Source organism: Lederbergia graminis, from assembly GCF_042655485.1.
GTDB classification, from domain to species: domain Bacteria; phylum Bacillota; class Bacilli; order Bacillales; family Bacillaceae_C; genus Lederbergia; species Lederbergia graminis.
This window is the reverse complement of sequence record NZ_JBHSMC010000016.1, coordinates 134539-156753: the sequence shown is the minus strand read 5'-3', so window position 1 is coordinate 156753 and position 22215 is coordinate 134539. Positions and strand designations below refer to the sequence as shown.

Genomic DNA, 22215 nt, shown 5'->3' with positions numbered 1-22215 from the left:
CGGTTGGCGAACGAGCCATTCCTTTCCCTACGATAAGTCAACATTGGCTCGTTCCCTCGCCGTGTTTCCTTTATCTCAGTACAGGACTGGCTCCCGTTCGTACGCCGCTAATCAGTCGCCTTCGCTTTTCTATCTGCGGGGTCTCTTCGAGGCCTTTGCTCCCGCAGGAGTCTCCGTGTATTTCCTCCGCTGATAACTTTAAATTCGTATATATGATAGAAAAATACCGAACTATATTGATTGTATACATCTTATAGTTCGGATTTTTGTTTCATCATTATTACTTTGTCCCAGCCTCTATTTTCTGCCTCTTGTATAACTACTGGGAATAATACCATGATTATTATCAGTTTTTTACTTAGTTTTTGCTTTGTACTAGTGCTTGAATAAAAGCACCAACCGTCTGAATCCAGCTGCCGACAAAATTAATTATTTGTCCATTACCTCCAGATAGATCGATTTTCCCTCCAATTGCTTGTAGAGAGTTACCAATCATTTGAAGAAGGGATGCATAAATATTTAATAGGTCATCCATCGTCCGATTTTTACTATTTAATAAATCGGGTAAAGCCATACCACTTCCGAGAGCTTGGAGTAAATTCCCTTTTATATTTAACTCTGATTTTGTTTCATCGTTAAAATTAATGACTATTCCTGCAATGCATGTAGAATTTCCAATCGCTTGTATTTGGTTTCCGAGCTTCCCTAAAGTAATCTCCTTTTCACTATCAGCAACCAATGCATTTCCTGTCGCCTGCATGACATTCCCTAATAATGATAAATTGTTTTGCATCGTTTCATTTAACTTTGAAGAAGGGGTGCTGGATATAGCTGAAAGAAGCGTACCTATGGCTTGGCCCCACATTCCAATTAATGCTTTAAGATCACTATCCATCATGAATAAAAACCTTCTTTAATATTATGTGGTTAGTATACGCAGATAAAGGTGATTGGGTTATTGGTGTAGAAATACTGAGGGTTAAATGCTAAAGTGAACCTTCTACAAGTAATGAGGTACCGTTGTATAAAGTATGTAAAAAGGGGTAGCTGCCATTCGGGCTACCCCAAAATTCATATATGTTTTTTTAGAGTGACAAAACTAGCGCAAGAAAATACACTCGCGAATCTGGATCGGAATCTCGCGATAAACCGAATATACTCGCGATTCGGTACCGGAATCTCGCGATAAACTGAATATACTCGCGAATCTGGATCGGAATCTCGCGGTAAATCGAATACACTCGCGAATCTGGATCGGAATCTCGCGATAAATCGAATATACTCGCGATTCGGCATCAGAATCTCGCGATAAACCGATTATTCTCGTGATTTGACATCAAAAACTCTCGATAAAATGAAAATACTAGCGATTCCGAACAGCAGAAGGTGGATTTGCTTGTTCCTGTACAACCTAAAGAAAGAATCGCACAAACAAATTTGAACTGTCTATGATGTATGGCAGTTCTATCTTAATTATGTAGGCTTTCAGTGTATCTACTCGAAGGTTTACTAACATAAAAAGGATATAAAACATATAAATTTTTATTAAATGGTAGAAGGGGTAAACAATCTGTGGGGTTAGGACGATATAGTATATAACAGTACTTATGGATGGGATGACCATTTTCTTGTGAGTTTAGACCTATAAATCTGAATTCATTTCGAAAAAAATAGGTTAAATGGATTATAATGTAGATAGATTATAGAAAAAACTAGAACAAGAATCATCATTTTCATTGACTTGTTATATGGGGGAAAAGTTGGTGCAAAAACATCAGGTAAATATAGAGCGGGATAATTTTATGGAGGTACCAACAAATCAAGAGTATATCATAGAAGAACTACTAGATATACGTAAAGCTTTGGATGAATCAGCAATAGTAGCAATCACAAATGTACAAGGTGTGATAACCTATGCGAATGACAAATTTGTTGAGCTTTCCAAATACAGTAGAGATGAACTAATTGGGAACACTCACCGCATGCTGAACTCCGGCTATCATCCACGCTCTTTTTTTAAAGAAATGTGGCGTACAATTGGTAAGGGTCAAGTTTGGAAAGGTGAAATAAAGAATAGAGCAAAGGATGGTTCTACCTATTGGGTTAGTACAACGATTGTTCCTTTTTTAGATTCGAATGGTAAGCCCTATCGGTATGTGTCTATTCGTACTGACATTACTGCTAGAATGCAGATGGAAAGTGATTTGCAAAAGGCGTTAGAAAATGACTTTCAAAGTACCATTAAGCATTTAGCTAATTTGATATTTAAGATACGTCAGGAAAAGAATGGAGATTTCAGATTTATTCTCGCTGAGGGAATGATAGCGGAACGTCTGAATATTACAACGCAGAGTATACAGGATAAGGATATTAGAGAAGTTTTTCCAGAAGAAACAGTAGAGAAATTAGAAAAACACGTTCAGGAAGCTTACTTAGGTAAACATGTCCATTTTGAATTCCATGGGTGGGGTACAGATCTTCTTATTCATCTTTCACCTATTGTAATCGACAATAAAGTGAAGGAAGTTGTAGGTACAGCCATCGATATTAGCGAGCGGTTAAAGGCTGAAGAAAAAATTAAATATATGGCTTATCATGATCTTCTGACAGATTTACCAAACCGGACACACTTCATGGAAGAATTAGAGAATAATATAAAATATGCTAGGGAGCATAATGAACAATTTGTGGTGATGTTTCTTGATTTAGATGGTTTCAAGGAAATTAATGATACATTGGGGCATAGTGTCGGTGATAAATTGCTGAAAGCCTTTGGAGAACGCCTCGTTCTTTCAGTTCGCTTAATGGATATTACCTCACGCTTCGGTGGCGATGAATTTGCTCTTATTCTACCAGGGATCGGTGAAAAGGAAGTAGCTGAATACGCAACACGAATCCTAAAGAAACTTGAACAGAGCTTTATGGTAAATAATATGCAGGTGTATATTAGTACGAGTATAGGTGTGAGTATTTATCCTCTGGATGGTACAACCTCTGACTTATTAATCAAACATGCAGATGCTGCCATGTACCATGCTAAAGCAAACGGGAAGAATAATTTTCAACTTTTTAACCAGGAACTGATTCATCATATGGAGAAGAAACTATACTTGGAAACTTCCTTGAGCAAGGCGGTTGAGGAAGGTCAATTGTTCCTACATTATCAACCACAAATCGATATTATACAAAATAAGATTGTTGGTGTAGAGGCGTTAATCCGTTGGCAACATCCTGAATTAGGACTTGTTGCGCCATTCGATTTCATTCCAATTGCTGAAGAAACAGGTTTAATTATTCCAATTGGGGAGTGGGTATTGCGAACTGCTTGTCGCCAAAATAAAGAATGGCAAAAGGCTGGTTATCCTCCACTGACAATAGCAGTTAATATTTCCATCCGCCAATTTATGTCTCATAACTTTCTAACAAAACTTAAATCTATTTTGTTAGAAACCCAACTAGATCCACAGTATTTAGAATTAGAAATTACGGAGAGTATAGCTTCGGATGTTACATATACAAAAAAACTATTAAGGGATTTACAAAAAATAGGTGTGAAGGTAAGCATCGACGACTTTGGCACCGGATACAGTTCACTAGGATACTTAAGTCGACTACCAATTAATAAATTAAAAGTGGATAGAATGTTTCTTAGCGAATTAAATGATAAAAATAAAGCTGTAACAAAAGCTGTAATTGCATTGGCTAAAAGTCTTGATTTGGAAGTATTGGCTGAAGGTGTGGAGACAGATGCTCAAGCAGACTTTCTTAAAGAGCAGGGCTGTGAATTAGTGCAAGGCTTCCGGTATTATAAACCGATGAAATCAGAGGAAATCGAAGCTTTATTTAAATGAGTCGACTGGCTAAACAAAGCTTTTTTACTATACGTAAATTAGAATATTGTTACTGCAACTATACCGCTACGGAAATACACTTCGCTTTCCGCGGGCTTAGAAAAGCGGAAGGCGCTTGCCAATCGGCGACAAGCAAATGTTCTGAGACAAAGAAAGGCGTTCTTTGCCTTTCATGTCTCAGGTTATTTGACCTCGAGCCGATAGCGCCTGTAGCTAGACAAGGTTCGGAAGCCTCCTCGGCGCTAAACGCCTGTCTAGCTCAGGCTCCTAGCGGCTGGCGAACGAGCCATTCCTTTCCCTACGATAAAACAACATCGTCAAGAGGAACGTCGACTAAAAGCGGCACGTCCTGTGCAGGCTCAAGCTGCGACGTCCTGTCGCTTCGCCTGCATTAGTACATCCTGTACGTCACAACGTCGACGTGACCCACATCCTGTGGGCCTTCGCCGTGTTTCCTTTATCTCAGTACAGGACTGGCTCCCGTTCGTACGCCGCTATTCAGTCGCCTTCCCTTTTCTATCTGTGGGGTCTTCCGGCTACCGCACTTCCCGCAGGGGTCCTCTTGTATTTCCTCCTCGGTAAGATACATTTCCATAATCTGAATGTATCTAGTTAAGATGCTTTCCTCTTATGTATTTTCGTCCGTTACTTTGTTCTAGCCTGTTCTATGCATAACCAAATTTTTTCACTCAGTCTTGCTTCAAGAGCAGTAACTAGTTGCTGGTTGCTGCTCTTTTGTTTGTCTAAAAGACTTTGAGATAATCATATTGATTGACACCATAAATCAATATGATTATATTGGTTTCAAGCAACAGTAATGTAAGCGCTTAAGATTATCGTTACATAGATTCATCATTCATAAAAAGTTATTAAAATCTATTCTTTTACGATTTTTGTTTTGAATAGAATGCGATTTTCATAATTTCAATTAGGAGGTTATATGATGAGTAAAGGAGTATTAGGAACAAATGTTGTGACACAAGTAGGAATTATCGTGAAAAATATTGAACATACTTCTCAAACATTTGCAGATTTCTTTGGAGTTGAAAAGCCACCTGCAAATTTAACAGATACACTTGATAAAGCACAAACAAAATATAATGGCTCCCCAACCGAAGCCCGTGCTAAATTAGCATTCTTCGATATGGGACAAATACAGATTGAATTGATTGAACCTGATGAAAATCCTAGTACGTGGAGAGAGTATTTAGATACCCACGGCGAAGGAGTTCATCATATCGCCTTCGTTGTAAAAGATATGAAAGGTACAGTTGCAAAATTGGAATCTAGAAATATGCCGCTAATACAAAAAGGAGAATATACAGGCGGAAGATATGCATATATGGATACTTTTGGCGATTTAAAAGTGATTCTTGAATTGTTAGAAAACGATAATGGAGGAGGAGAAGGTAATTGAAGTTTTTTATAACAGGAGCTAATCGTGGTCTTGGTCTTGCTTTAACTAAAATAAGCTTACAAAATGGTGGAACAGTCTTTGCTGGGGTTAGAGGGATAGAGGATGCAAAGATAGAGGAATTACTCGAGTTAAAGGAAAATTATAACGGTAATTTGGAAATTGTTGAAATCGATGTCCAAAGCGAGGAATCAGTCTTATCAGCCTTGGCACAAGTAAAGGAAAAAACGAAAAGTATCGATGTTTTAATCAATAATGCAGCCATTTTAAATGAAAGAGATAAATCGATAGAAGAACTTGATGTGGAAGCTTTTAAACTTGCCCTCGATATTAATATATTAGGACCAATTCGAGTCGTTAAGCATTTTCTTCCTTTATTAAGAGAGGGAGAGAATCAGTCAATACTTAATATTTCATCAGAAGCAGGCAGTTTAACTAATGCTTATAGTGGAGATTACCCATATGGTATTTCAAAGGCCGCTTTAAATATGTTTTCAGAAAAACTTCATCGATACTTAGAAGATCAAGATATGCAAGTATTATCGATTCATCCTGGTTGGATGAAAACAGATATGGGTGGTAAAAATGCTCCTCTTAATCCTATCGACACAGCAAAAAGTATAATAGAGTTAACGGGGTGGAAGAGAAAAGTAAGCCATCAGTATGTATTTGTTGATTATAAGGGAGAGCCAATGGAAATTTGATACAGAAATGCCTGTATCATTCACAATAAAATGAAATAGTAAAAAAACAGCATTGATAAGAAAGTATCATTGCTGTTTTTTTGTTTATTAGGACCTCGGGGAAATGGGAGTCATTGTTAAAGGATTTATTTATGACTAAATAACCACTATTCGACTTAAAATATAATCATCGTAGAAAGGAGCTAGCTTTTTATGCATTCAATTAATAAAATAGGTAAGCATTTTTGGTATATCACGCCAATAGCTGTAACAGACAGGCCCATTCTAGGAATGGTAGTAGGAAATAATAAAACTTTAATGATTGATGCTGGTAACTCAGAAGACCATGCAAATTATTTCATGAGAGAGACTTTAACAGGTGAGTCCCAATATCCTGATATAGTTGTTTTGACTCATTGGCATTGGGACCATATTTTTGGCCTTTCCGCATTACCAAATACAGTTGCAATTTCTTCAACTAAAACAAAAAAGGAAATGGAGAAACTTATCCCGTATTCATGGTCAAACGAAGCAATAGATGAAAGAGTAAAAGAAGGAATTGAAATTGAATTTTGTGCTAAAGCAATAAAAAATGAATATGAAAATCATCGAAATATTACCATTGTCTTACCGGATGTAACTTTTGAAAAGCGAGTGGAAATTGATCTTGGTGGAGTAACCTGTATCGTGCAACATGTTGGAGGAGATCATGCAGCAGATTCTGTCATCATCTATATCAAAGAAGATAAGATACTCTTTCTTGCTGACTGCATTTACCCAAATATGTATTCCAGAAAAGAACACTATACAATTAAGGAAACAGTAAGACTTTTAGACGAATTAGAATTATATGATGCAGATACATACATACCTTCGCATCAAAGGCCACTTTCAAAAGAGGAATTTAAACTAGAAGTTGCTAAGCTTAGAACCATTGCGAAGTATACAGCTAGTCATGGTAATGATAAACAAAAAATAATGGAGAGCTACGAAGCACACGTAAATAGGGAGCTCACAGATGATGAAATAGTAACAATCACTTACTTTGTAAATGGAGTTTTATAAAATCAAATGATATAAAAAAGGTAATGGGGGCTCCCACTACCTTTTTTATGTAGTGCAATATACAATCGCTGTTCATTCCATTTTATAAGATGAGACTAACGATAATGCCTGATAATATGCTCACAAGTGTGGCTCCATATAAAAGTTTCAAACCAAAACTTGCGACGATATTTCCTTGTTTTTCATTTAGCCCTTTGACTGCACCGGTAATAATACCAATAGAAGAGAAGTTAGCGAAAGAAACAAGAAACACAGAAAGAATTCCCATAGTGCGTTCACTAAATTGATGATCTCCTCCTGATAAATCCAACATTGCAACAAATTCATTAGTTACCAGTTTAACCGCCATAATTCCCCCGGCACTAACGGACTCTGATAAAGGAATTCCCATAATAAAGGCGATTGGTGCAAAGAGATAGCCTAAAATATTTTGGAAGGAAATATTAAACAATAGATCAAATACTTCATTTATTGCTGTCATTAAAGCAATAAATCCGATTAGCATGGCTCCTACAATAACCGCAACCTTAAACCCGTCAAGTATATATTCCCCAATCATTTCAAAAAAGGATTGTTTTTCTGTCTCTTGGATTTTTAATATATCTTCATTTGGCTCAACCTCATACGGATTAATAATAGATGCGATGATAAAACCACCAAATAAATTTAACACTAGAGCTGTAACAACATATTTCGGTTCAATCATCGTCATATAAGCCCCTACAATGGACAGTGATACAGTCGACATTGCTGAAGCACATAAAGTATACATACGCTGTTTTGAAATTAGGTGGAGTTGTTTTTTTAAGGTGATAAACACCTCTGATTGTCCTACCATCAACGATGCAACGGCATTATATGATTCCAATTTTCCCATGCCATTTACTTTACTTAATACCCATCCAACTCCCTTCATGAAGAACGGAAGTATTTTTAGGTGTTGCAGGATACCAATTAACACAGAAATAAAAATAATTGGCAGCAATACAGTTAAAAAGAATGGAGCCTCACCCGCGTTCGCCATACCACCAAATACAAAGGAAACCCCTTCATTTGCATATTCGAGTAGAACACTAAAAACTTTAGCTACTCCCTTAATGATGATGAGACCATATTCTGTATTTAGCAAAAACAAGGACAATAAAACTTGAATGATAAGCATGGTGATAATGGGTTTGAACTTTATCTCTTTTCGATTGGAGCTTACCAACCAAGCTAAAAATATTACGACAAGAATACCTAAAATTGAAATAACATATCTCATATGTAACCTCCTGATGAATTTCTACGATGATTGCAAAGGTTATTTTGTCCATAATTCACAAAAAAGAACCAAACATACATTATACAAGAAAATATCTATTATCGAGGATGTTTTCTAAATCCAAGTTTTACCTTGCTTTGCTAGGCATTTCTTTTTATTGAAATTAAAAATAATAAAAAATGAATAAATGTGCTTGAGAAAATAGGAGGAATAAAAGCAATTATACAAATGTTGTTGTATTAATATACAAAACTAGTTATAATTATAATAATAGATTGCTATATACAGGAGAGAGCTATGAAGAGAAAAAATATTATTATTATAGGTGCGGCAGGAAGAGACTTCCACAACTTTAATACATATTACCGTAATAAAGAAGAATATAATGTCGTTGCTTTTACAGCAGCACAAATACCAGATATTGATGGACGTAAATATCCAAGTGAATTGGCAGGTGCACTATACCCAAATGGTATTCCTATTTATTCACAAGATCAGTTACCAGAATTAATCAAGGAATTACAAGTGGACGAATGTGTATTTGCGTATAGTGATGTTAGTTATGAAGCTGTAATGGGGGTTAGTGCCATCGTAAATGCAGCGGGAGCTAACTTCAAATTACTAGGGCCAAATAGTACGATGCTAAAAAGTAATAAGCCTGTCATTTCTGTATGTGCAGTACGAACTGGAACTGGTAAAAGCCAAACGTCAAGAAAAGTTATTGAAACACTTCTTGAACATGATTTAAAAGTAGTTGCAATAAGACATCCAATGCCATATGGTGATTTAAATGCGCAGCGTGTTCAGCGCTTTGCTACGGTGGAGGATTTAAAGCAACATAACTGTACGATTGAAGAAATGGAAGAATATGAGCCACATGTGGCACGTGGAAATATTATCTATGCAGGTGTAGATTATGCTGATATTTTGGCTGAGGCGGAAAAGGACCCTGATGGCTGTGACGTTATTTTATGGGACGGAGGCAATAATGACTTCTCCTTCTACAAGCCTGATTTAGCTATCACTGTGTTGGACCCACATCGTCCAGGTCATGAGCTGAAATACTACCCAGGCGAAGTATGTTTAAGAACAACTGATGTAGCCATTATTAATAAAGTGGATAGTGCATCAGAAGAAGCTGTTGAAATTGTAGAGAATAATATAAAATCAGCTATTCCAGAAAGTATGATTATTAAGGCGGAATCAAAAATTACCGTTGAACATCCGGAAAGAATTGCTGGGAAACGTGTATTAGTCGTAGAAGATGGTCCGACATTAACACATGGGGAAATGAAGCTTGGTGCAGGTATAGTTGCAGCTGAACGCCTCGGTGTAAAGGAAATCATCGATCCACGTCCATTTGCGGTTGGCACAATTAATGACACATTTAATAAATATCAACATATCGGAAATGTCCTTCCAGCGATGGGGTATGGTGAGCAGCAATTGAAGGACCTTGAAGAAACAATTAATAATGCGGATTGTGATGCAGTAATCATTGGTACACCGATGGATTTAACTCGTGTTATTTCAATTAATAAACCGAGCACACGTGTACACTATGATCTAGATGAAATTACGAAACCAAACCTAGTCGATATATTAAAAGACTTTATAGAAGAACATAAACTAGTGAAATAAAATTTCGAAAAGGCTAGCGGTAAATAGGTGCCGCTAGTTTTTTTAGTAATAGCACACAATGTTAAAAGCCAAACTAATGCTTGAATATCAAGATAGTTTGGCTTTTGTCATTATTAATATTCTCCTTTTATTATAAAAAACGAGCCCCGAATGGTTCCAGCCAATTTCGATTTCTGCTTTGCAAATTTGAATTTCTCCTCTAATTCTTTCGGTATCTCCATCCCGTCTGATAGTTTGAAACCAACTGCGCGCTTTTTAGGGTTATCAACGGTATACATGACGTTGACGGAAAGACCATCCTCATAAAAGACATAAGCAAATTTAATATTTTCCACTTGAAAATGTGATGTTTCTAAAGGCCTTGCTGCAAATGTAATATCTCGTTCTTCCTTTAAAATTTTGTTCACATAATCAAGTGTCTCTTGGCTTTCACTAGCCGGTACTACTGTAAATTCATGTTTATATTTATTCATAAAGTAACGGGCTTCATTTGCACGTAAACCCGCGAGCGCTTCAGCTACAGGTGATGTGTGCAAACCGCTAGTAGAAACATCTTTAAAATCGACGGTAAACATACAATCCCTCCTTATTTTCTTATAACAGGAATCCACATTTCTCCATATTTTAAATCATCTTCGTTCCCCATTAATACAGCTGTATTAGGTCCGCCAACATAAGCGACATTATTTGCTTCTTGTAAGACTTGACCAAAGGCAATACCAGTAAGCTTGTTACTCAACTCTTCTTCTGATTCTGCTTTTCCTTTTACAACGATGTACTCGCCTTTCGGAAATTGGATCATTCTAGATGCTTCAGGTAGAGACTCTTTTGTCATGACACCAACATAATGCATCATCTTGTTATTCACTGCTTCATTTACAACGAAAAGGTAGTCATTTGCTGCAATTTCTCTTAACTTATCAATTGTTCCATCCTCATGGACTGCTTGCCAAAAGTCAGCTTTTTCCTTGTTTATACCTGCAAAGTCCATGTAATCGCTCTTAAGCTCCGTACCAATCCCTAAAACATTAAACCCGTCTTTTTCTTCTAAAAGATAATCTGCCATTTTCAAATTCATCCTTTCGATTAATTGGTTTATTTGTTCCTTGCTACGTTTATGATAAACTTAAATAGTGTCAAAAAATGATACTGTTTAGGTGGGCTCCATGAAAAAAGTTGAACGAATTAATACAATCATGCGGTTTATTAATAACCGTGCTCAGTTTACAATCTCAGAAATTATGCGGGAATTTAACATCTCACGTTCGACAGCTATTAGAGATATTAGAGAAATTGAAGCGATGGGGATGCCTCTAGTAGCCGAAGTCGGAAGGGATGGAGGTTATTTTGTCATGAATAACTCTGTCCTGCCCGCTGTACGATTTACTGATAATGAAATTAAAGCTCTTTTTATCGCATTTATGGCTACAAGAAATCAACAACTTCCTTATTTAAGAAGTCGACAGTCTTTAGCTGAGAAATTATTAGGCCTCATTTCTGAAAACCAGCAAGATGATCTTGTACTACTAAATCAACTTTTACTTTTTGAAGGAACAAACCCATATAATCCTGATTTACTTGACTTGTCAGACCTCCCCGACCCTGTGTTAGAGAAGCTAATCCAAATCATTCTTATGGAGCGCTATTTATTGATTACAATTAAAGGCGAGAAGGAAACGAAGTCTTATCCAATTTATCTCTTGCATCTTTATCATGAAAAAGGAGCATGGCTGATTGAAGGTTTTGACTTAAAAGAGGAAAAGAGAGGGATATTTCCGGTCTCTAAACTCACGGATGTCAAGCCTTATTCACCAAAAAGAGAAATAAGCAAAAGTAAAATAATGGACAAAATAAGCAAAGAGGAAGAGGTAATAAACCTGATCCTTGAGCTTGGTCCAAAGGGGATCGCCCAGTTTAAAAAATACCATCCTTTGAAACTTTCAATTTCCTATACGAACCCATACCAAACGACTGCCATTCTAAAGTCTTTTATAAATGTTCAAGATCCAGAAGAAGTAAGCGAAACAACCAATTGGCTTCTTTTTCTCGGTAATGATATTAAGATAAGAGAAATCCCAGAAGCAATTATAAATGGTATACAAGATAGAATATCCTTATTTTGCCCATAGATAGTAAAGCTTAAAACCTGTAGCATAACCGTGCTATTAATACTCGCTATTATAAGAAAGTTTTGTCCAAGCGCAACAACTATCAAAAAAATAAAATTATATAATCTATAATTTTATTTAGGAGTGAGGCAAATGAATGAGTATATACAGCAGGTAATTGATTGGATTGAAGCCAATTTAAAAGAGGAATTTTCGCTTGAGGACTTAGCTAGTTATATGGGATATTCACCTTATTATTGTTCTTTTAAATTTCATCAGGCTACAGGAATAAGCATTAGACGTTACATATTACTTAGAAGGTTGTATTTATCTACCGAAGATTTGGCGAACAATCGAAAAATAATCGATATTGCCTTTGATTATGGTTATTCATCACAAGAAGCTTATAGTAGAGCTTTTAAAACTGTTTTTGGTGTTAGTCCTAGAGAGTTTCAACTCAATCAAATGCCTATTCAATCGTTTGCAAAACTTAATATTCGTCAGGGAGAGGATGGATGGAGAATGAATATTTCCAGAGAAACTGAGGTTGAAAAATTAAGAAATAGGAAGCAAGAATTGTTTGAAAAAGATGTTCTAAATATATTAAACGGTCAGATAATGTATGAGGAATTTAAAAATAAAAAGCTTATGGGAGAATCTGATTACGCGCCTTTTAATGAAGCAATGTGTGTAAATCCGACGACTGCACCTATTTTCAATCAGCAGTTTATAGAAACGAGAGCGGCAGGGCATAGAGAGACTATAGAGAATTACAGAAATAAGGTAATAGAACCATTACATCATCTTTTGAAGAAGAACTATAACTATATTGTTTTATGGTTTGGAGAAGACATGTTTTGTCAAATGAATCTTCTTACTGTTCTTGCCTATCTTGAACAGTCGCAGTATAAAGGAAAAGTGTTTTATAATAGCTTTCGAGAAGATGAATTTAAAGTAAGTCAAACGGAGCTTACGTTAGGTAACTATTATTCTGTTTACGAAGAAGTGCTAGTCCATCAACGAAAGCCAACAAACGAACTACTTCCAGTGATGTACCAGGCAATAGAACTATTTTTAGAAATGAAGAGAGAAGATAATATCGTTGTAAAATATATTTCAAAAAATAAACATTTACCAAAATCTGAATTGCTAAAACAATTATTTAACGTTTTCCCAACACTGGGATACGGGGATACACAGTATATAGAGCTAATTGATAAAACGGTTAAATAATAAGATTTACTTTGAAGGTTGATAGAAGAGGGCTGAGACAAAGTATCAATGCTTATATGTTCTTGTACCAGCCTCTCTTATCTTCCTGCATATACCTATTCGTTCCCTAATTGCACATCAATTAGTGTAATTTCATTGGACTCGTTTACACCATTTTTTAATGCAACTTCTAAATCATTTATTTGTTTAGGCCTTACTCCCTTTATTCCAAAGCTTTCAGCAAGCTGTACAAAATCAGGATTTCCAAAGGCCGTACCAAAGCTATTATTGAATTTCTCTTGCATCATTTGTTCTTCTAATTTTAATGTTGCATCATTTAAAACAATAATGACCAGTGATAGATTAAGTCGCTTGGCAGTTTCTATCTCAGATATATTCATTAGCGCTCCACCATCCCCAGTAATACAAATAACCGGATCTCCTGGACAAGCCAATTTAGCGCCAATAGAACCAGGAATAGCAATACCCATGGAGGCAAAACCATTGGAGATGATAAGACGACCTGCTTGTTTTGGTTGATAGGTACGAGCAATAGATAGCTTATGAGCGCCTACATCTGAAATTACAATCGTCTTGTCGGTCGCGTTTTTTTCAATCACATGTAAGATACTCTCTATAGTAATTGGTAAGTGTTGCTTCACATCTATATCTATTTGATATGCTGATTTAATTTTCTCCTTTAGTCCTCCAGTCGGAGCCCATGGTTTGGCTACAAATTCCGATTTATTAAGTGCATTTATTACCTCATCTAAATCACCAACCAATTCTGCCTGAACAGGGTAATATTCCTCCATATCTGCTGGAAGAGAATCTATATGTAAAATAGGGTGCTTCCATCTATTCCATTCCTTAGGTGGACTTTCTATCCCATCAAAACCAATCACAATTAAAAAATCAGATTGCTCTATCAAAGGTAATACTTCATCCTTCTTTTTAAAACCAAAAGTAAAGTAATTGAGGGGATGGTCTTTAGGTATAACACCTTTTGCCATAAAACTATGGATAACAGGTGCTTGTAGTTTTACTATAAAAGTTAAAAGTTCACGTATAGCTTGTTGCCTGATTACTCCATTTCCGAAAATGACTAGTGGCTTTTTGCACTTGTCTATTATTGTTTTAGCATCCTCTATAGCTTGTAAAGTAGGAGCAACTTTTGGGATAGGTATTATGGGTAATGGTTGCGTGGGGACAACCTGTGATGCTATGTTCTCAGGTAACTCCATTAAAATAGCACCAGGCTTTTCCATTTGTGCAACTCTAAATGCCTTACGGATGAGTTTGGGTATTGTTTGTGCTTCTTTAATTTGAACGCTCCACTTTGTAGCTGGCTCAAATATTTTAACTACATCTAAGTATTGATGAGCTTCAGAATGTTGATTTTCAAAGCTTGTTTGTCCTGTAATAGCGATAACCGGTGAGTGGTCTAGGTTTGCGCTAGCTATACCAGTCAATAAATTAGTTGCTCCAGGTCCTAATGTTGCTAAACAAATCCCCACCTTATTGGATAATCTACCATAAACATCTGCCATAAAGGCTGCTCCTTGTTCATGGCGTACATTTACGAACTGAATTTTTGAATTGGACAAAGAATTAATAAGATCAAGCGTTTCCTTTCCCATAATCCCAAAAATATATTCAACGCCTTCATTCTCTAAGCATTGAACAAGTAAATTAGTTGCTTTCATTAAACTACGCCCCTCTATTAGTCAGTGTTTTTTTATAATATTCCCACCAAATTCGCAAAAACACCCTCTATATTTTTTACTTTACCTTTGAACTAGCGCTAAGTTATACTGCGTCAGTCCTTTTTATTGACGCTTTTCATCTTTTAGGGATTAATAGATGTAAGGTATAAAATAAGAAGAGGAGGGTTCTTTTATGATAAGTGATGTAGATTTGAAGCACTTGGAACGTTGTATCGAACTCGCACAAACCGCGCTTGAGAAAGGCGACGAACCTTTTGGGTCCATACTTATCTCGGCCAACGGAGAAGTGCTTTTCGAAGATCATAATCACGTTGCAGGTGGTGACCATACCCAGCATCCAGAGTTTGCGTTGGCAAGATGGGCAGCTGAAAACATGACAATAGAAGAAAGAAGTAAGGCTACCGTATATACATCCGGCGAACATTGCCCTATGTGTGCTGCGGCCCACGGATGGGTTGGTTTAGGTCGAATCGTTTATGCAAGTTCTTCTGAACAGTTGGTACAATGGTTAAGTGCACTCGGCGTTAGTCCAGGGCGTGTTCGGAATCTACCAATTCAAGATGTTATTCGTGATACGGTAGTAGACGGCCCTGTTCCTGAACTGGCAGAGCAAGTTTGCGAGCTTCATCAGCAGTTTTATATGAAAAAGCGATAAACTTAGGAAAATCTAAAGTAGATTGGAAAAAAGTCCTCTACTCTTCTATTATCCTAGGTTAGTAGAGGACAAAAAATTTAATAAGCAGATTAATAGATATTTTGAAAGCGTAAACAACTATTGGTAAGATGAAGTTATTACTATTAAAGGAGAAAATAAATGAGTAATTTTCTATTCGCACATTTCATTGGTGAAGACAAATTAGGAGAACAGGTTTATTTCAGTATTAGTAAAGATGGAAACCATTTCTATGACGTAAACGATGGGAAACCCGTACTCATATCTACTATCGGAGAAGAAGGTTTACGTGATCCATTTTTAATCCGTGATCCGAAGACGAATAAAGTATACATCATAGCTACCGATTTACAAATTCATAAAGGCTTAGGCTGGCAGCATGCACAAGAAAATGGGAGTCGCGATATCATTATTTGGGAATCAAATGACTTAGTAAATTGGAAAGGTCCACGTGCGGTAACAGTAGGTGTTGAGGGGGCGGGGAATGTATGGGCTCCAGAAGCAGTTTATGATGAAGATAAACAAGCGTTTCTTGTTTTTTGGGCATCGAAGGTGGAGGGAAAACACAGAATCTATGCTTCCTATACGAAGGATTTTGTCTCATTTGAAGAACCTTTTGTTTTTGTTGAAAAGGACAGAGATGTAATCGATACGACAATTGCTTATAGTGATGGTTTCTATTACCGCCTGACAAAAGATGAAACAACAAGCCGTATTATCATGGAATTCTCTGATCAGCTTACAGGAGAATATAAGGAAATACATTCAGCGGTTTTAGCAGATTTGGCTGGAGTAGAAGGACCACAAACATATCAAGTTGCCGATGGTACTTGGTACTTAATCGTAGACCAGTTTGCCAAAAACTTAGGTTACATGATATTAGAAACTGATCAATTAGGAAAAAGGGATTTTGTAGCTAAGCCGAAGGAAGAATATGATTTCGGAAAAACGAAAAAACGTCATGGAAGTGTTTTAAGCATAACGGAGGAAGAGTATGAAAGGATTTTATCTCATTATAAATAAACTATATTTTTCTTGAGGTAGAGCTGACTTAGATTACTAGAATCATATAAAAATAGAAAAGAGTGATCTCCATGACAACATTTAATAATCCCGTAATAAAAGGACTATATGCTGACCCGGATTTAGTAAAGTTTGGTGATACATATTATATTTACCCTACTACAGATGGATATGAAGGATGGGGTGGGGATGAATTCAGTGTATTTAGTGCGAAACAACTAACGGATGAATTTAAACGTGGAAATGTAATTGTTGATTTTAAAACAGACCAAGTTCCTTGGGCAGTCAGTAATGCTTGGGCACCGTGTACAGCTAAAAGGGGAGATAAGTATTTTTTCTACTTCTGTGGCAAACGCCCTGATGGCCATTCCTGTATTGGTGTAGCTTCTAGTGATTCACCAACTGGTCCGTTTAAAGCGGAGGCTGAACCATTACTTACAATTGAATTAATGAGGGAGCATAATATCTCCATCGGACAGGTGATTGACCCAGCGATTTATGAGGAAAATGGTGATTACTATATGCTCTTTGGTAATGGGGGAGATGGTGTCATCGTAAAAATGAATCCGGATATGATTAGTGTCGATGTTACAACATTACGAAACTATGAGGGCTTGTATGACTTCAGAGAGGCTGTGGAAGTATTTAAACGTGATGGGTTATATCACTTCACTTGGTCTTGTGACGATACTGGTAGTGAAAATTACCATGTGAACTATGGAGTTTCAACTTCTCTATTTGGTCCAGTTGAATATAAGTACACGATCCTTAGCAAAAATGTGGAGAAAAATATTTTAGCAACCGGGCATCATAGTATTCTAGCATTGCCTGAAGAAGATCGTTATATTATCGCATTTCATCGTTTTTCTCAAGAAGCAATGAAAACTGTAACAGGTCATGCGCGTGGACATAATCGTGAGGTCTGCCTAGCAGAGCTTTCATTTAATGAAGATGGCTTTCTTGAACCAGTTTCATTTGAATCTCTCATGACAGAAATAAAATAATTAGGAATGGTAACATGTTACCCAGTAAATTTTTCAAAATGAAAGATTTACTGTTTTTTTTATCATTTTTAGCTCCGGGTATATGCTTGTATTTATGAAAAAAATGTATTATAATAAGTTTGTGATATAGTTCACAAACTTATTGGTTGATATCGTAAGTTTTCCCTTAAATATATAGGGGATAGTACAAGTGAATAGATCTATTCAAATGTATGGATATTATTCATTTGTACATGCTAATTAATTGAGATTTTTGTACTGAATATTGCCATGTACATATTTATGGAAAGGAGCAATAAAATTAATGAAACTTTTAGGTATAGTAGGAACCAACTCAGATAAATCTACGAATCGTCTTTTGCTACAATTTATTCAAAAACATTTTGCAGAGAAGGCAAGTATTGAGCTTTTTGAATTAAAGGAATTGCCGGCATTTAATAAGCCGAAAGATAGGAAGGCACCTGATGCAGTACAAAGGTTGACAGATAAAATATTAGAAGCAGAAGGAGTGATTATTAGTACTCCGGAATACAACCATTCCGTGCCTGCGGTATTAAAGAGTGCTTTAGAATGGTTGTCCTACACTACTCAAGCGCTGATGGATAAACCAGTAATGATTACAGGAGCATCATATGGAAAATTAGGATCTTCCCGTTCACAAACACATTTACGACAAATATTGGATGCGCCGGAATTGAGAGCTCGAATTATGCCGAGCTCAGAGTTCTTATTAGGTTATTCATTACAAGCCTTTGATGAAAATGGTAATCTGAATGATCAAAGTAAGATACAAGAACTTGAGGGCATCTTTTCAGATTTCTTACATTTTGTAGATATTACCAATCAATTAGTTTATAAGAAACATACTGATATGCCGAAAACACAAAAATTCTCTTGGGAGGATAATTAATTTACTAGGAGGCTTACCGATGAAAATTGTTGGAATAGTTGGATCAAATGCCGATTTTTCATACAACAGACTATTATTACAATACATTGCTAGAAGTTTTAAAAAATTAATTGATGTGGATGTTGTGGATATAAAAGATATCCCAATGTTTAATCAATCGAATGATCAAACGGATAGTGTTCCGATTCAAAATCTAAAAAATAAAATTCTCAATGCAGATGGAGTGATTATTGCTACTCCAGAGTATAATCATACGATACCATCCGCACTGCAAAGTGTTCTCGAGTGGCTATCCTTTAAAATACACCCTCTCGATGGAAAGCCGGTGATGATAGTCGGGGCATCATATGATGTGCAAGGCTCATCTCGCTCGCAATTACATTTACGCCAAGTTTTAGATGCACCTGGTGTAAATGCAGTAGTTATGCCTGGTAATGAATTTTTATTAGGACAAGTTCATAAAGCGTTTGATGATGATGGAAACTTAAAAGACTCGAAAACAGTGCAGTTTTTAGAAACTTGTATAAAGAAATTTATCCGTTTCATTAAAGTCATAAATGTGATAGACGCCCCAGAAGGGATGAAAGATTTATCCAGTACAGAGGATTTATATGCTACTGGAACGATCGATACAACGATTCAAGGTGTCGACATGATGGCAGATGACTGGGTGGAACAAGCTGCTGAAAAAGTAGGAGCTGTAGAAGGAAGTACGTATGTTAAACTAGACCGTGGTATTTTAACGGTTGATCAGTTAAATTATTTCTTGAAATCTATGCCAGCAGAACTAACATATGCAGATAGTAATAATCAATTCCTGTACTATAATCATAAATTTGATGCAGAGGACATGTTAGCATCACGAAGACCTGAACAAGTAGGTTATCCACTTGCTGAATGCCACCCAAAAAGAGCTTTTAGCAGTGTTGCTTGGGTCATCCAACAATTACGGAATAAGAAAGAAGATGTAGTAAGAACCCATGTACCTACACACGGACCAGATAAGTTTGTTGTTCATAGCTACCAAGCTATTAGAGACGAAGAAGGAAATTATCTTGGTATCAATGAATATGTACAAGATATTAAACCAATTATTGATTGGTATCTAGAACAAACGGGTCAACAGTTAACGGGTAGTAATGTGGATGCAGTGTCAGGAGCTACGTCTAAAGTAGATACAGTTTCAGGTGCAACTGTTAAGGATAATTAATGAAAAGGTTCTGTTAAAATTCATTGTTGTTGACAATAGAGTTTAACAGAGCTAATGAAAAAGAGGTCTACATGGCCTCTTTTAATAATTCTTTAGAAAGGAGGGCATCCCTACTATGCAAAGTCGTGAAATACATATGATGGGAACGATAATCCAATTATCAGTTGAACATGACCATGCTAATTTCATTCTGGATGAGTTGATTTTGTTTTTGAGAGAGAATGAGCAACGATTTAGTGCTCATAATCCTAATTCAGAACTAATGGAAGTAAATAAAAACGCAGGAATGAGGCCGGTGAAAGTCCATCCTCATTTGTATGAATTAATTAAAATAGGCAAGGAGCATAGCACTTCTGCTAGTAGTTCTTTGAATATTACCATTGGTCCACTTGTTCAAGCATGGCGGATTGGATTTGAAGATGCGAATATTCCTTCCAATAAAGAGATCCAGTCTCTGTTAAGCAAAACAAATGCTAAGGATATTATTCTGGATGATCATAAACAGACCGTGTTTTTAAGAAATAAAGGGATGTTTATTGATTTGGGTGCATTGGCAAAAGGGTATATTGCTGATCTTATTATTACTGAATTAGAATCAATGAATGTTAATGCGGCTCTAATTAATTTAGGTGGAAACGTAATGACGTATGGGAGATCTCCTAATCATGAGGATGAATACTGGCGTGTAGGAATTCAACATCCTTTCCTACCGCGAGGAAATTATATCGCAATTGTGAAGGCATTAAACCAATCCGTGGTTACTTCAGGGATTTATGAGAGAAAATTCACAATGAATAATCAAACATATCATCATATATTAGATCCTAACACAGGATATCCAATTACGTCAGAAATAGCAGGGCTAACAATTGTATCCAAAAAGTCAGTAGATGGAGAAATATGGACTAGTCGATTATTTGGACAGTCATCTCACCAAATAATAGATATATTAAATACTATAGATGATGTAGCAGGTATTGTTGTTACTAAAACCGGTGAACTGTGTTACTCGGAATCACTTAAACCATATATTATCGAATCAAATTAAGGGAGAGGGTAAATACATTGGAATTAGAGGGGGGCATACATCATTGTGCTAACATGTAGCCTTGTGTATCCATCCACAGTGTTTCCTTCCTTGAATAATCACTGTGGATGATAATGAATCTTTACCATTCATTTGGTTCGTAGTTTAATTCCCTAAATAATTGAGCTTTTTCTTTCTTAGATAAATCCCGCCATTGCCCCGTTGGGAGATTGCCTAAATGAATATTCATGATTCGAATTCTTTGCAAGCGGTATACGTCATACCCTAATTCTGCACACATGCGTCGGATTTGTCGGTTTAAGCCTTGGGTTAAAATGATATTAAATTCATACTTTGATAATTGAGTTACCTTACAAGGAAGTGTTTTTGTACCTAATATTTTCACACCTGAAGCCATTTTCTCTAAAAACTCAGGTGTAATTGGTTTATCTACAGAAACAATATATTCTTTTTCATGTTTATTTTCAGATCGCAGTATTTTATTTACTATATCGCCATCGTTCGTAAGTAGTATTAATCCTTCAGAATCTTTGTCGAGTCGGCCAATATTAAATATTCTTAACGGATGGTTAACCAAATCAACTATATTCCCTTTTACTCCTTTTTCTGTGGTACTCGTAATCCCTACAGGTTTATTTAATGCTATATAAACATTATCCCTGGCAACTCTTATAGGATTCCCATCTATACGGACCTCATCACCAGGTTCTACTTGACTTCCAATTGTTGCTCGTTTTCCATTTATCGTAACTCTTCCATCTGTAATTAAACGATCAGCACCTCGTCTAGAAGCTTTACCAGATTCACTAATAAATTTATTAATGCGCATGTTGACCCATCCTTCATCAGACAATTCTTTTATTAGATATTAAATATACTTTATTTTAGGGATGGAACACAAACTCTACTTAGGAAATAAAGTGTTGAATGTTCCCCAAATTTCTTTTTTAGCATATTGCGGATACATGGAATGGAATTGAATGATGATGGGAGTTTGGCTTAACCAAGGATATGTCATGAATAGCCCCATATCGCCGTATCTGATCGCTTCGAGAGCCAAAGGTAGCTCCCGTCTAAATATTTCATTTCGTTTTGCAACAATATTTAATTCATATTCCCCTTCATCCAAGTGTACGGAAGCGCAAAAAACAAAAGAATTTCCATATACTTTCCACTCGCCTATAACCTCATCGCGTAATGTGTTTATGTTATTCCAAGCATATACAGAGCCGATATGAAGAAAAAGTTCACCTGTAGTATCAGAGTGGGTTAGAGTGTAACGTCTAGGAATAACAGGTGCCGTTGCAGTAGTTCCATTCATGTGAAATACAGATAGCTTTTCCGGGTTAAAAGTGCTCAATCCATTCAACTCCTATTGTTTT

Annotated in this window: 20 protein-coding genes; 13 read left to right on the top strand and 7 right to left on the bottom strand. The window is 36.3% G+C overall.

From position 1 onward, the window contains the following. Positions 1–358: 358 nt before the first annotated feature. Positions 359–898, bottom strand: coding sequence for a DUF6944 family repetitive protein (locus ACFPM4_RS13530; protein ID WP_382352696.1), 540 nt, complete (start codon positions 896–898; stop codon positions 359–361). A gap of 865 nt (positions 899–1763) precedes the next feature. On the opposite strand from ACFPM4_RS13530, the gene ACFPM4_RS13525 reads away from it, so the two are divergent. The 4 genes from ACFPM4_RS13525 to ACFPM4_RS13510 all read left to right on the top strand — a co-directional run bounded on the left by ACFPM4_RS13525 (position 1764) and on the right by ACFPM4_RS13510 (position 7013). Next, positions 1764–3851 carry a bifunctional diguanylate cyclase/phosphodiesterase gene (locus ACFPM4_RS13525; RefSeq protein ID WP_318280953.1) on the top strand — a complete coding sequence of 696 codons (2088 nt, stop codon included), beginning with the start codon at positions 1764–1766 and terminating at the stop codon, positions 3849–3851. Positions 3852–4794: 943 nt separating this feature from the next. Further along, on the top strand, positions 4795–5268 hold the full coding sequence (locus tag ACFPM4_RS13520; RefSeq protein ID WP_382352692.1) for a VOC family protein: 474 nt from the start codon (positions 4795–4797) through the stop codon (positions 5266–5268). Continuing rightward, complete coding sequence (locus ACFPM4_RS13515; RefSeq protein ID WP_382352689.1) at positions 5265–5969, top strand: SDR family oxidoreductase; 705 nt, start codon at positions 5265–5267, stop codon at positions 5967–5969. Before ACFPM4_RS13520 ends, ACFPM4_RS13515 begins: the two co-directional genes overlap by 4 nt. 192 nt (positions 5970–6161) lie before the next feature. After that, positions 6162–7013, top strand: coding sequence for an MBL fold metallo-hydrolase (locus tag ACFPM4_RS13510; protein WP_382352686.1), 852 nt, complete (start codon positions 6162–6164; stop codon positions 7011–7013). 82 nt (positions 7014–7095) lie between these two features. Here the strand turns inward: ACFPM4_RS13510 and ACFPM4_RS13505 are convergent, their stop codons facing one another. Beyond that, positions 7096–8277, bottom strand: a complete 1182-nt coding sequence (locus tag ACFPM4_RS13505) for a NupC/NupG family nucleoside CNT transporter (protein ID WP_144921699.1) — start codon at positions 8275–8277, stop codon at positions 7096–7098. Between the two features lie 297 nt (positions 8278–8574). Between ACFPM4_RS13505 and ACFPM4_RS13500 the strand changes: the two genes are divergently transcribed. Beyond that, a complete protein-coding gene (locus tag ACFPM4_RS13500; protein WP_382352682.1) occupies positions 8575–9918 on the top strand; it encodes a cyclic 2,3-diphosphoglycerate synthase in 1344 nt (447 codons plus the stop codon). Positions 9919–10031: 113 nt separating this feature from the next. Here ACFPM4_RS13500 and ACFPM4_RS13495 read toward each other — a convergent pair whose 3' ends face one another. Further along, positions 10032–10493 (bottom strand): phage tail protein, encoded by a 462-nt coding sequence (locus ACFPM4_RS13495; RefSeq protein ID WP_382352679.1) that lies wholly within the window; start codon positions 10491–10493, stop codon positions 10032–10034. Between the two features lie 11 nt (positions 10494–10504). Continuing rightward, entirely contained in the window at positions 10505–10984 is a 480-nt protein-coding gene (locus ACFPM4_RS13490) for a GyrI-like domain-containing protein (RefSeq protein WP_382352676.1), read from the bottom strand. Between the two features lie 100 nt (positions 10985–11084). Here ACFPM4_RS13490 and ACFPM4_RS13485 point away from each other — a divergent pair, with 100 nt between their 5' ends. Next, positions 11085–12047, top strand: coding sequence for a helix-turn-helix transcriptional regulator (locus ACFPM4_RS13485; protein WP_382352673.1), 963 nt, complete (start codon positions 11085–11087; stop codon positions 12045–12047). A 132-nt stretch (positions 12048–12179) separates the two neighbouring features. Beyond that, a complete protein-coding gene (locus tag ACFPM4_RS13480) occupies positions 12180–13259 on the top strand; it encodes a helix-turn-helix transcriptional regulator (RefSeq protein WP_382352670.1) in 1080 nt (359 codons plus the stop codon). A 95-nt stretch (positions 13260–13354) separates the two neighbouring features. On the opposite strand, the gene ACFPM4_RS13475 is transcribed toward ACFPM4_RS13480, so the two are convergent. Beyond that, the gene (locus tag ACFPM4_RS13475) at positions 13355–14944 is read right to left on the bottom strand and encodes an acetolactate synthase large subunit (RefSeq protein WP_382352667.1); all 1590 of its coding nucleotides are present in this window, start codon (positions 14942–14944) and stop codon (positions 13355–13357) included. 193 nt (positions 14945–15137) lie between these two features. Here ACFPM4_RS13475 and ACFPM4_RS13470 point away from each other — a divergent pair, with 193 nt between their 5' ends. The 6 genes from ACFPM4_RS13470 (at position 15138) to ACFPM4_RS13445 (ending at position 20833) form a co-directional block, all read left to right on the top strand. Beyond that, on the top strand, positions 15138–15620 hold the full coding sequence (locus ACFPM4_RS13470) for a nucleoside deaminase (protein WP_382352664.1): 483 nt from the start codon (positions 15138–15140) through the stop codon (positions 15618–15620). Positions 15621–15779: 159 nt separating this feature from the next. Beyond that, positions 15780–16661, top strand: a complete 882-nt coding sequence (locus tag ACFPM4_RS13465) for a glycoside hydrolase family 43 protein (protein WP_382352661.1) — start codon at positions 15780–15782, stop codon at positions 16659–16661. Positions 16662–16732: 71 nt separating this feature from the next. Next, entirely contained in the window at positions 16733–17665 is a 933-nt protein-coding gene (locus tag ACFPM4_RS13460; RefSeq protein WP_382352658.1) for a family 43 glycosylhydrolase, read from the top strand. A gap of 304 nt (positions 17666–17969) precedes the next feature. Beyond that, on the top strand, positions 17970–18575 hold the full coding sequence (locus tag ACFPM4_RS13455; protein WP_382352655.1) for an NADPH-dependent FMN reductase: 606 nt from the start codon (positions 17970–17972) through the stop codon (positions 18573–18575). Between the two features lie 19 nt (positions 18576–18594). Continuing rightward, positions 18595–19785 (top strand): NAD(P)H-dependent oxidoreductase, encoded by a 1191-nt coding sequence (locus ACFPM4_RS13450; RefSeq protein WP_382352652.1) that lies wholly within the window; start codon positions 18595–18597, stop codon positions 19783–19785. A gap of 115 nt (positions 19786–19900) precedes the next feature. After that, complete coding sequence (locus ACFPM4_RS13445; RefSeq protein ID WP_382352649.1) at positions 19901–20833, top strand: FAD:protein FMN transferase; 933 nt, start codon at positions 19901–19903, stop codon at positions 20831–20833. 121 nt (positions 20834–20954) lie between these two features. On the opposite strand, the gene rluF is transcribed toward ACFPM4_RS13445, so the two are convergent. Both rluF and ACFPM4_RS13435 read right to left on the bottom strand, forming a co-directional pair. After that, a complete protein-coding gene (gene rluF / locus ACFPM4_RS13440; protein WP_382352646.1) occupies positions 20955–21662 on the bottom strand; it encodes a 23S rRNA pseudouridine(2604) synthase RluF in 708 nt (235 codons plus the stop codon). A gap of 75 nt (positions 21663–21737) precedes the next feature. Continuing rightward, positions 21738–22193, bottom strand: a complete 456-nt coding sequence (locus tag ACFPM4_RS13435) for a staygreen family protein (RefSeq protein ID WP_382352643.1) — start codon at positions 22191–22193, stop codon at positions 21738–21740. Between the last annotated feature and the right edge of the window lie 22 nt (positions 22194–22215).

Bases quoted from the DNA above. Each gene is read 5' to 3' on its own strand.
- ACFPM4_RS13530 (WP_382352696.1), bottom strand. From the start codon at position 898: ATGATGGATAGTGATCTTAAAGCATTAATTGGAATGTGGGGCCAAGCC.
- ACFPM4_RS13520 (WP_382352692.1), top strand. From the start codon at position 4,795: ATGAGTAAAGGAGTATTAGGAACAAATGTTGTGACACAAGTAGGAATT.
- ACFPM4_RS13510 (WP_382352686.1), top strand. From the start codon at position 6,162: ATGCATTCAATTAATAAAATAGGTAAGCATTTTTGGTATATCACGCCA.
- ACFPM4_RS13505 (WP_144921699.1), bottom strand. From the start codon at position 8,277: ATGAGATATGTTATTTCAATTTTAGGTATTCTTGTCGTAATATTTTTA.
- ACFPM4_RS13500 (WP_382352682.1), top strand. From the start codon at position 8,575: ATGAAGAGAAAAAATATTATTATTATAGGTGCGGCAGGAAGAGACTTC.
- ACFPM4_RS13495 (WP_382352679.1), bottom strand. From the start codon at position 10,493: ATGTTTACCGTCGATTTTAAAGATGTTTCTACTAGCGGTTTGCACACA.
- ACFPM4_RS13490 (WP_382352676.1), bottom strand. From the start codon at position 10,984: ATGGCAGATTATCTTTTAGAAGAAAAAGACGGGTTTAATGTTTTAGGG.
- ACFPM4_RS13485 (WP_382352673.1), top strand. From the start codon at position 11,085: ATGAAAAAAGTTGAACGAATTAATACAATCATGCGGTTTATTAATAAC.
- ACFPM4_RS13480 (WP_382352670.1), top strand. From the start codon at position 12,180: ATGAATGAGTATATACAGCAGGTAATTGATTGGATTGAAGCCAATTTA.
- ACFPM4_RS13475 (WP_382352667.1), bottom strand. From the start codon at position 14,944: ATGAAAGCAACTAATTTACTTGTTCAATGCTTAGAGAATGAAGGCGTT.
- ACFPM4_RS13470 (WP_382352664.1), top strand. From the start codon at position 15,138: ATGATAAGTGATGTAGATTTGAAGCACTTGGAACGTTGTATCGAACTC.
- ACFPM4_RS13465 (WP_382352661.1), top strand. From the start codon at position 15,780: ATGAGTAATTTTCTATTCGCACATTTCATTGGTGAAGACAAATTAGGA.
- ACFPM4_RS13460 (WP_382352658.1), top strand. From the start codon at position 16,733: ATGACAACATTTAATAATCCCGTAATAAAAGGACTATATGCTGACCCG.
- ACFPM4_RS13455 (WP_382352655.1), top strand. From the start codon at position 17,970: ATGAAACTTTTAGGTATAGTAGGAACCAACTCAGATAAATCTACGAAT.
- ACFPM4_RS13450 (WP_382352652.1), top strand. From the start codon at position 18,595: ATGAAAATTGTTGGAATAGTTGGATCAAATGCCGATTTTTCATACAAC.
- ACFPM4_RS13445 (WP_382352649.1), top strand. From the start codon at position 19,901: ATGCAAAGTCGTGAAATACATATGATGGGAACGATAATCCAATTATCA.
- rluF (WP_382352646.1), bottom strand. From the start codon at position 21,662: ATGCGCATTAATAAATTTATTAGTGAATCTGGTAAAGCTTCTAGACGA.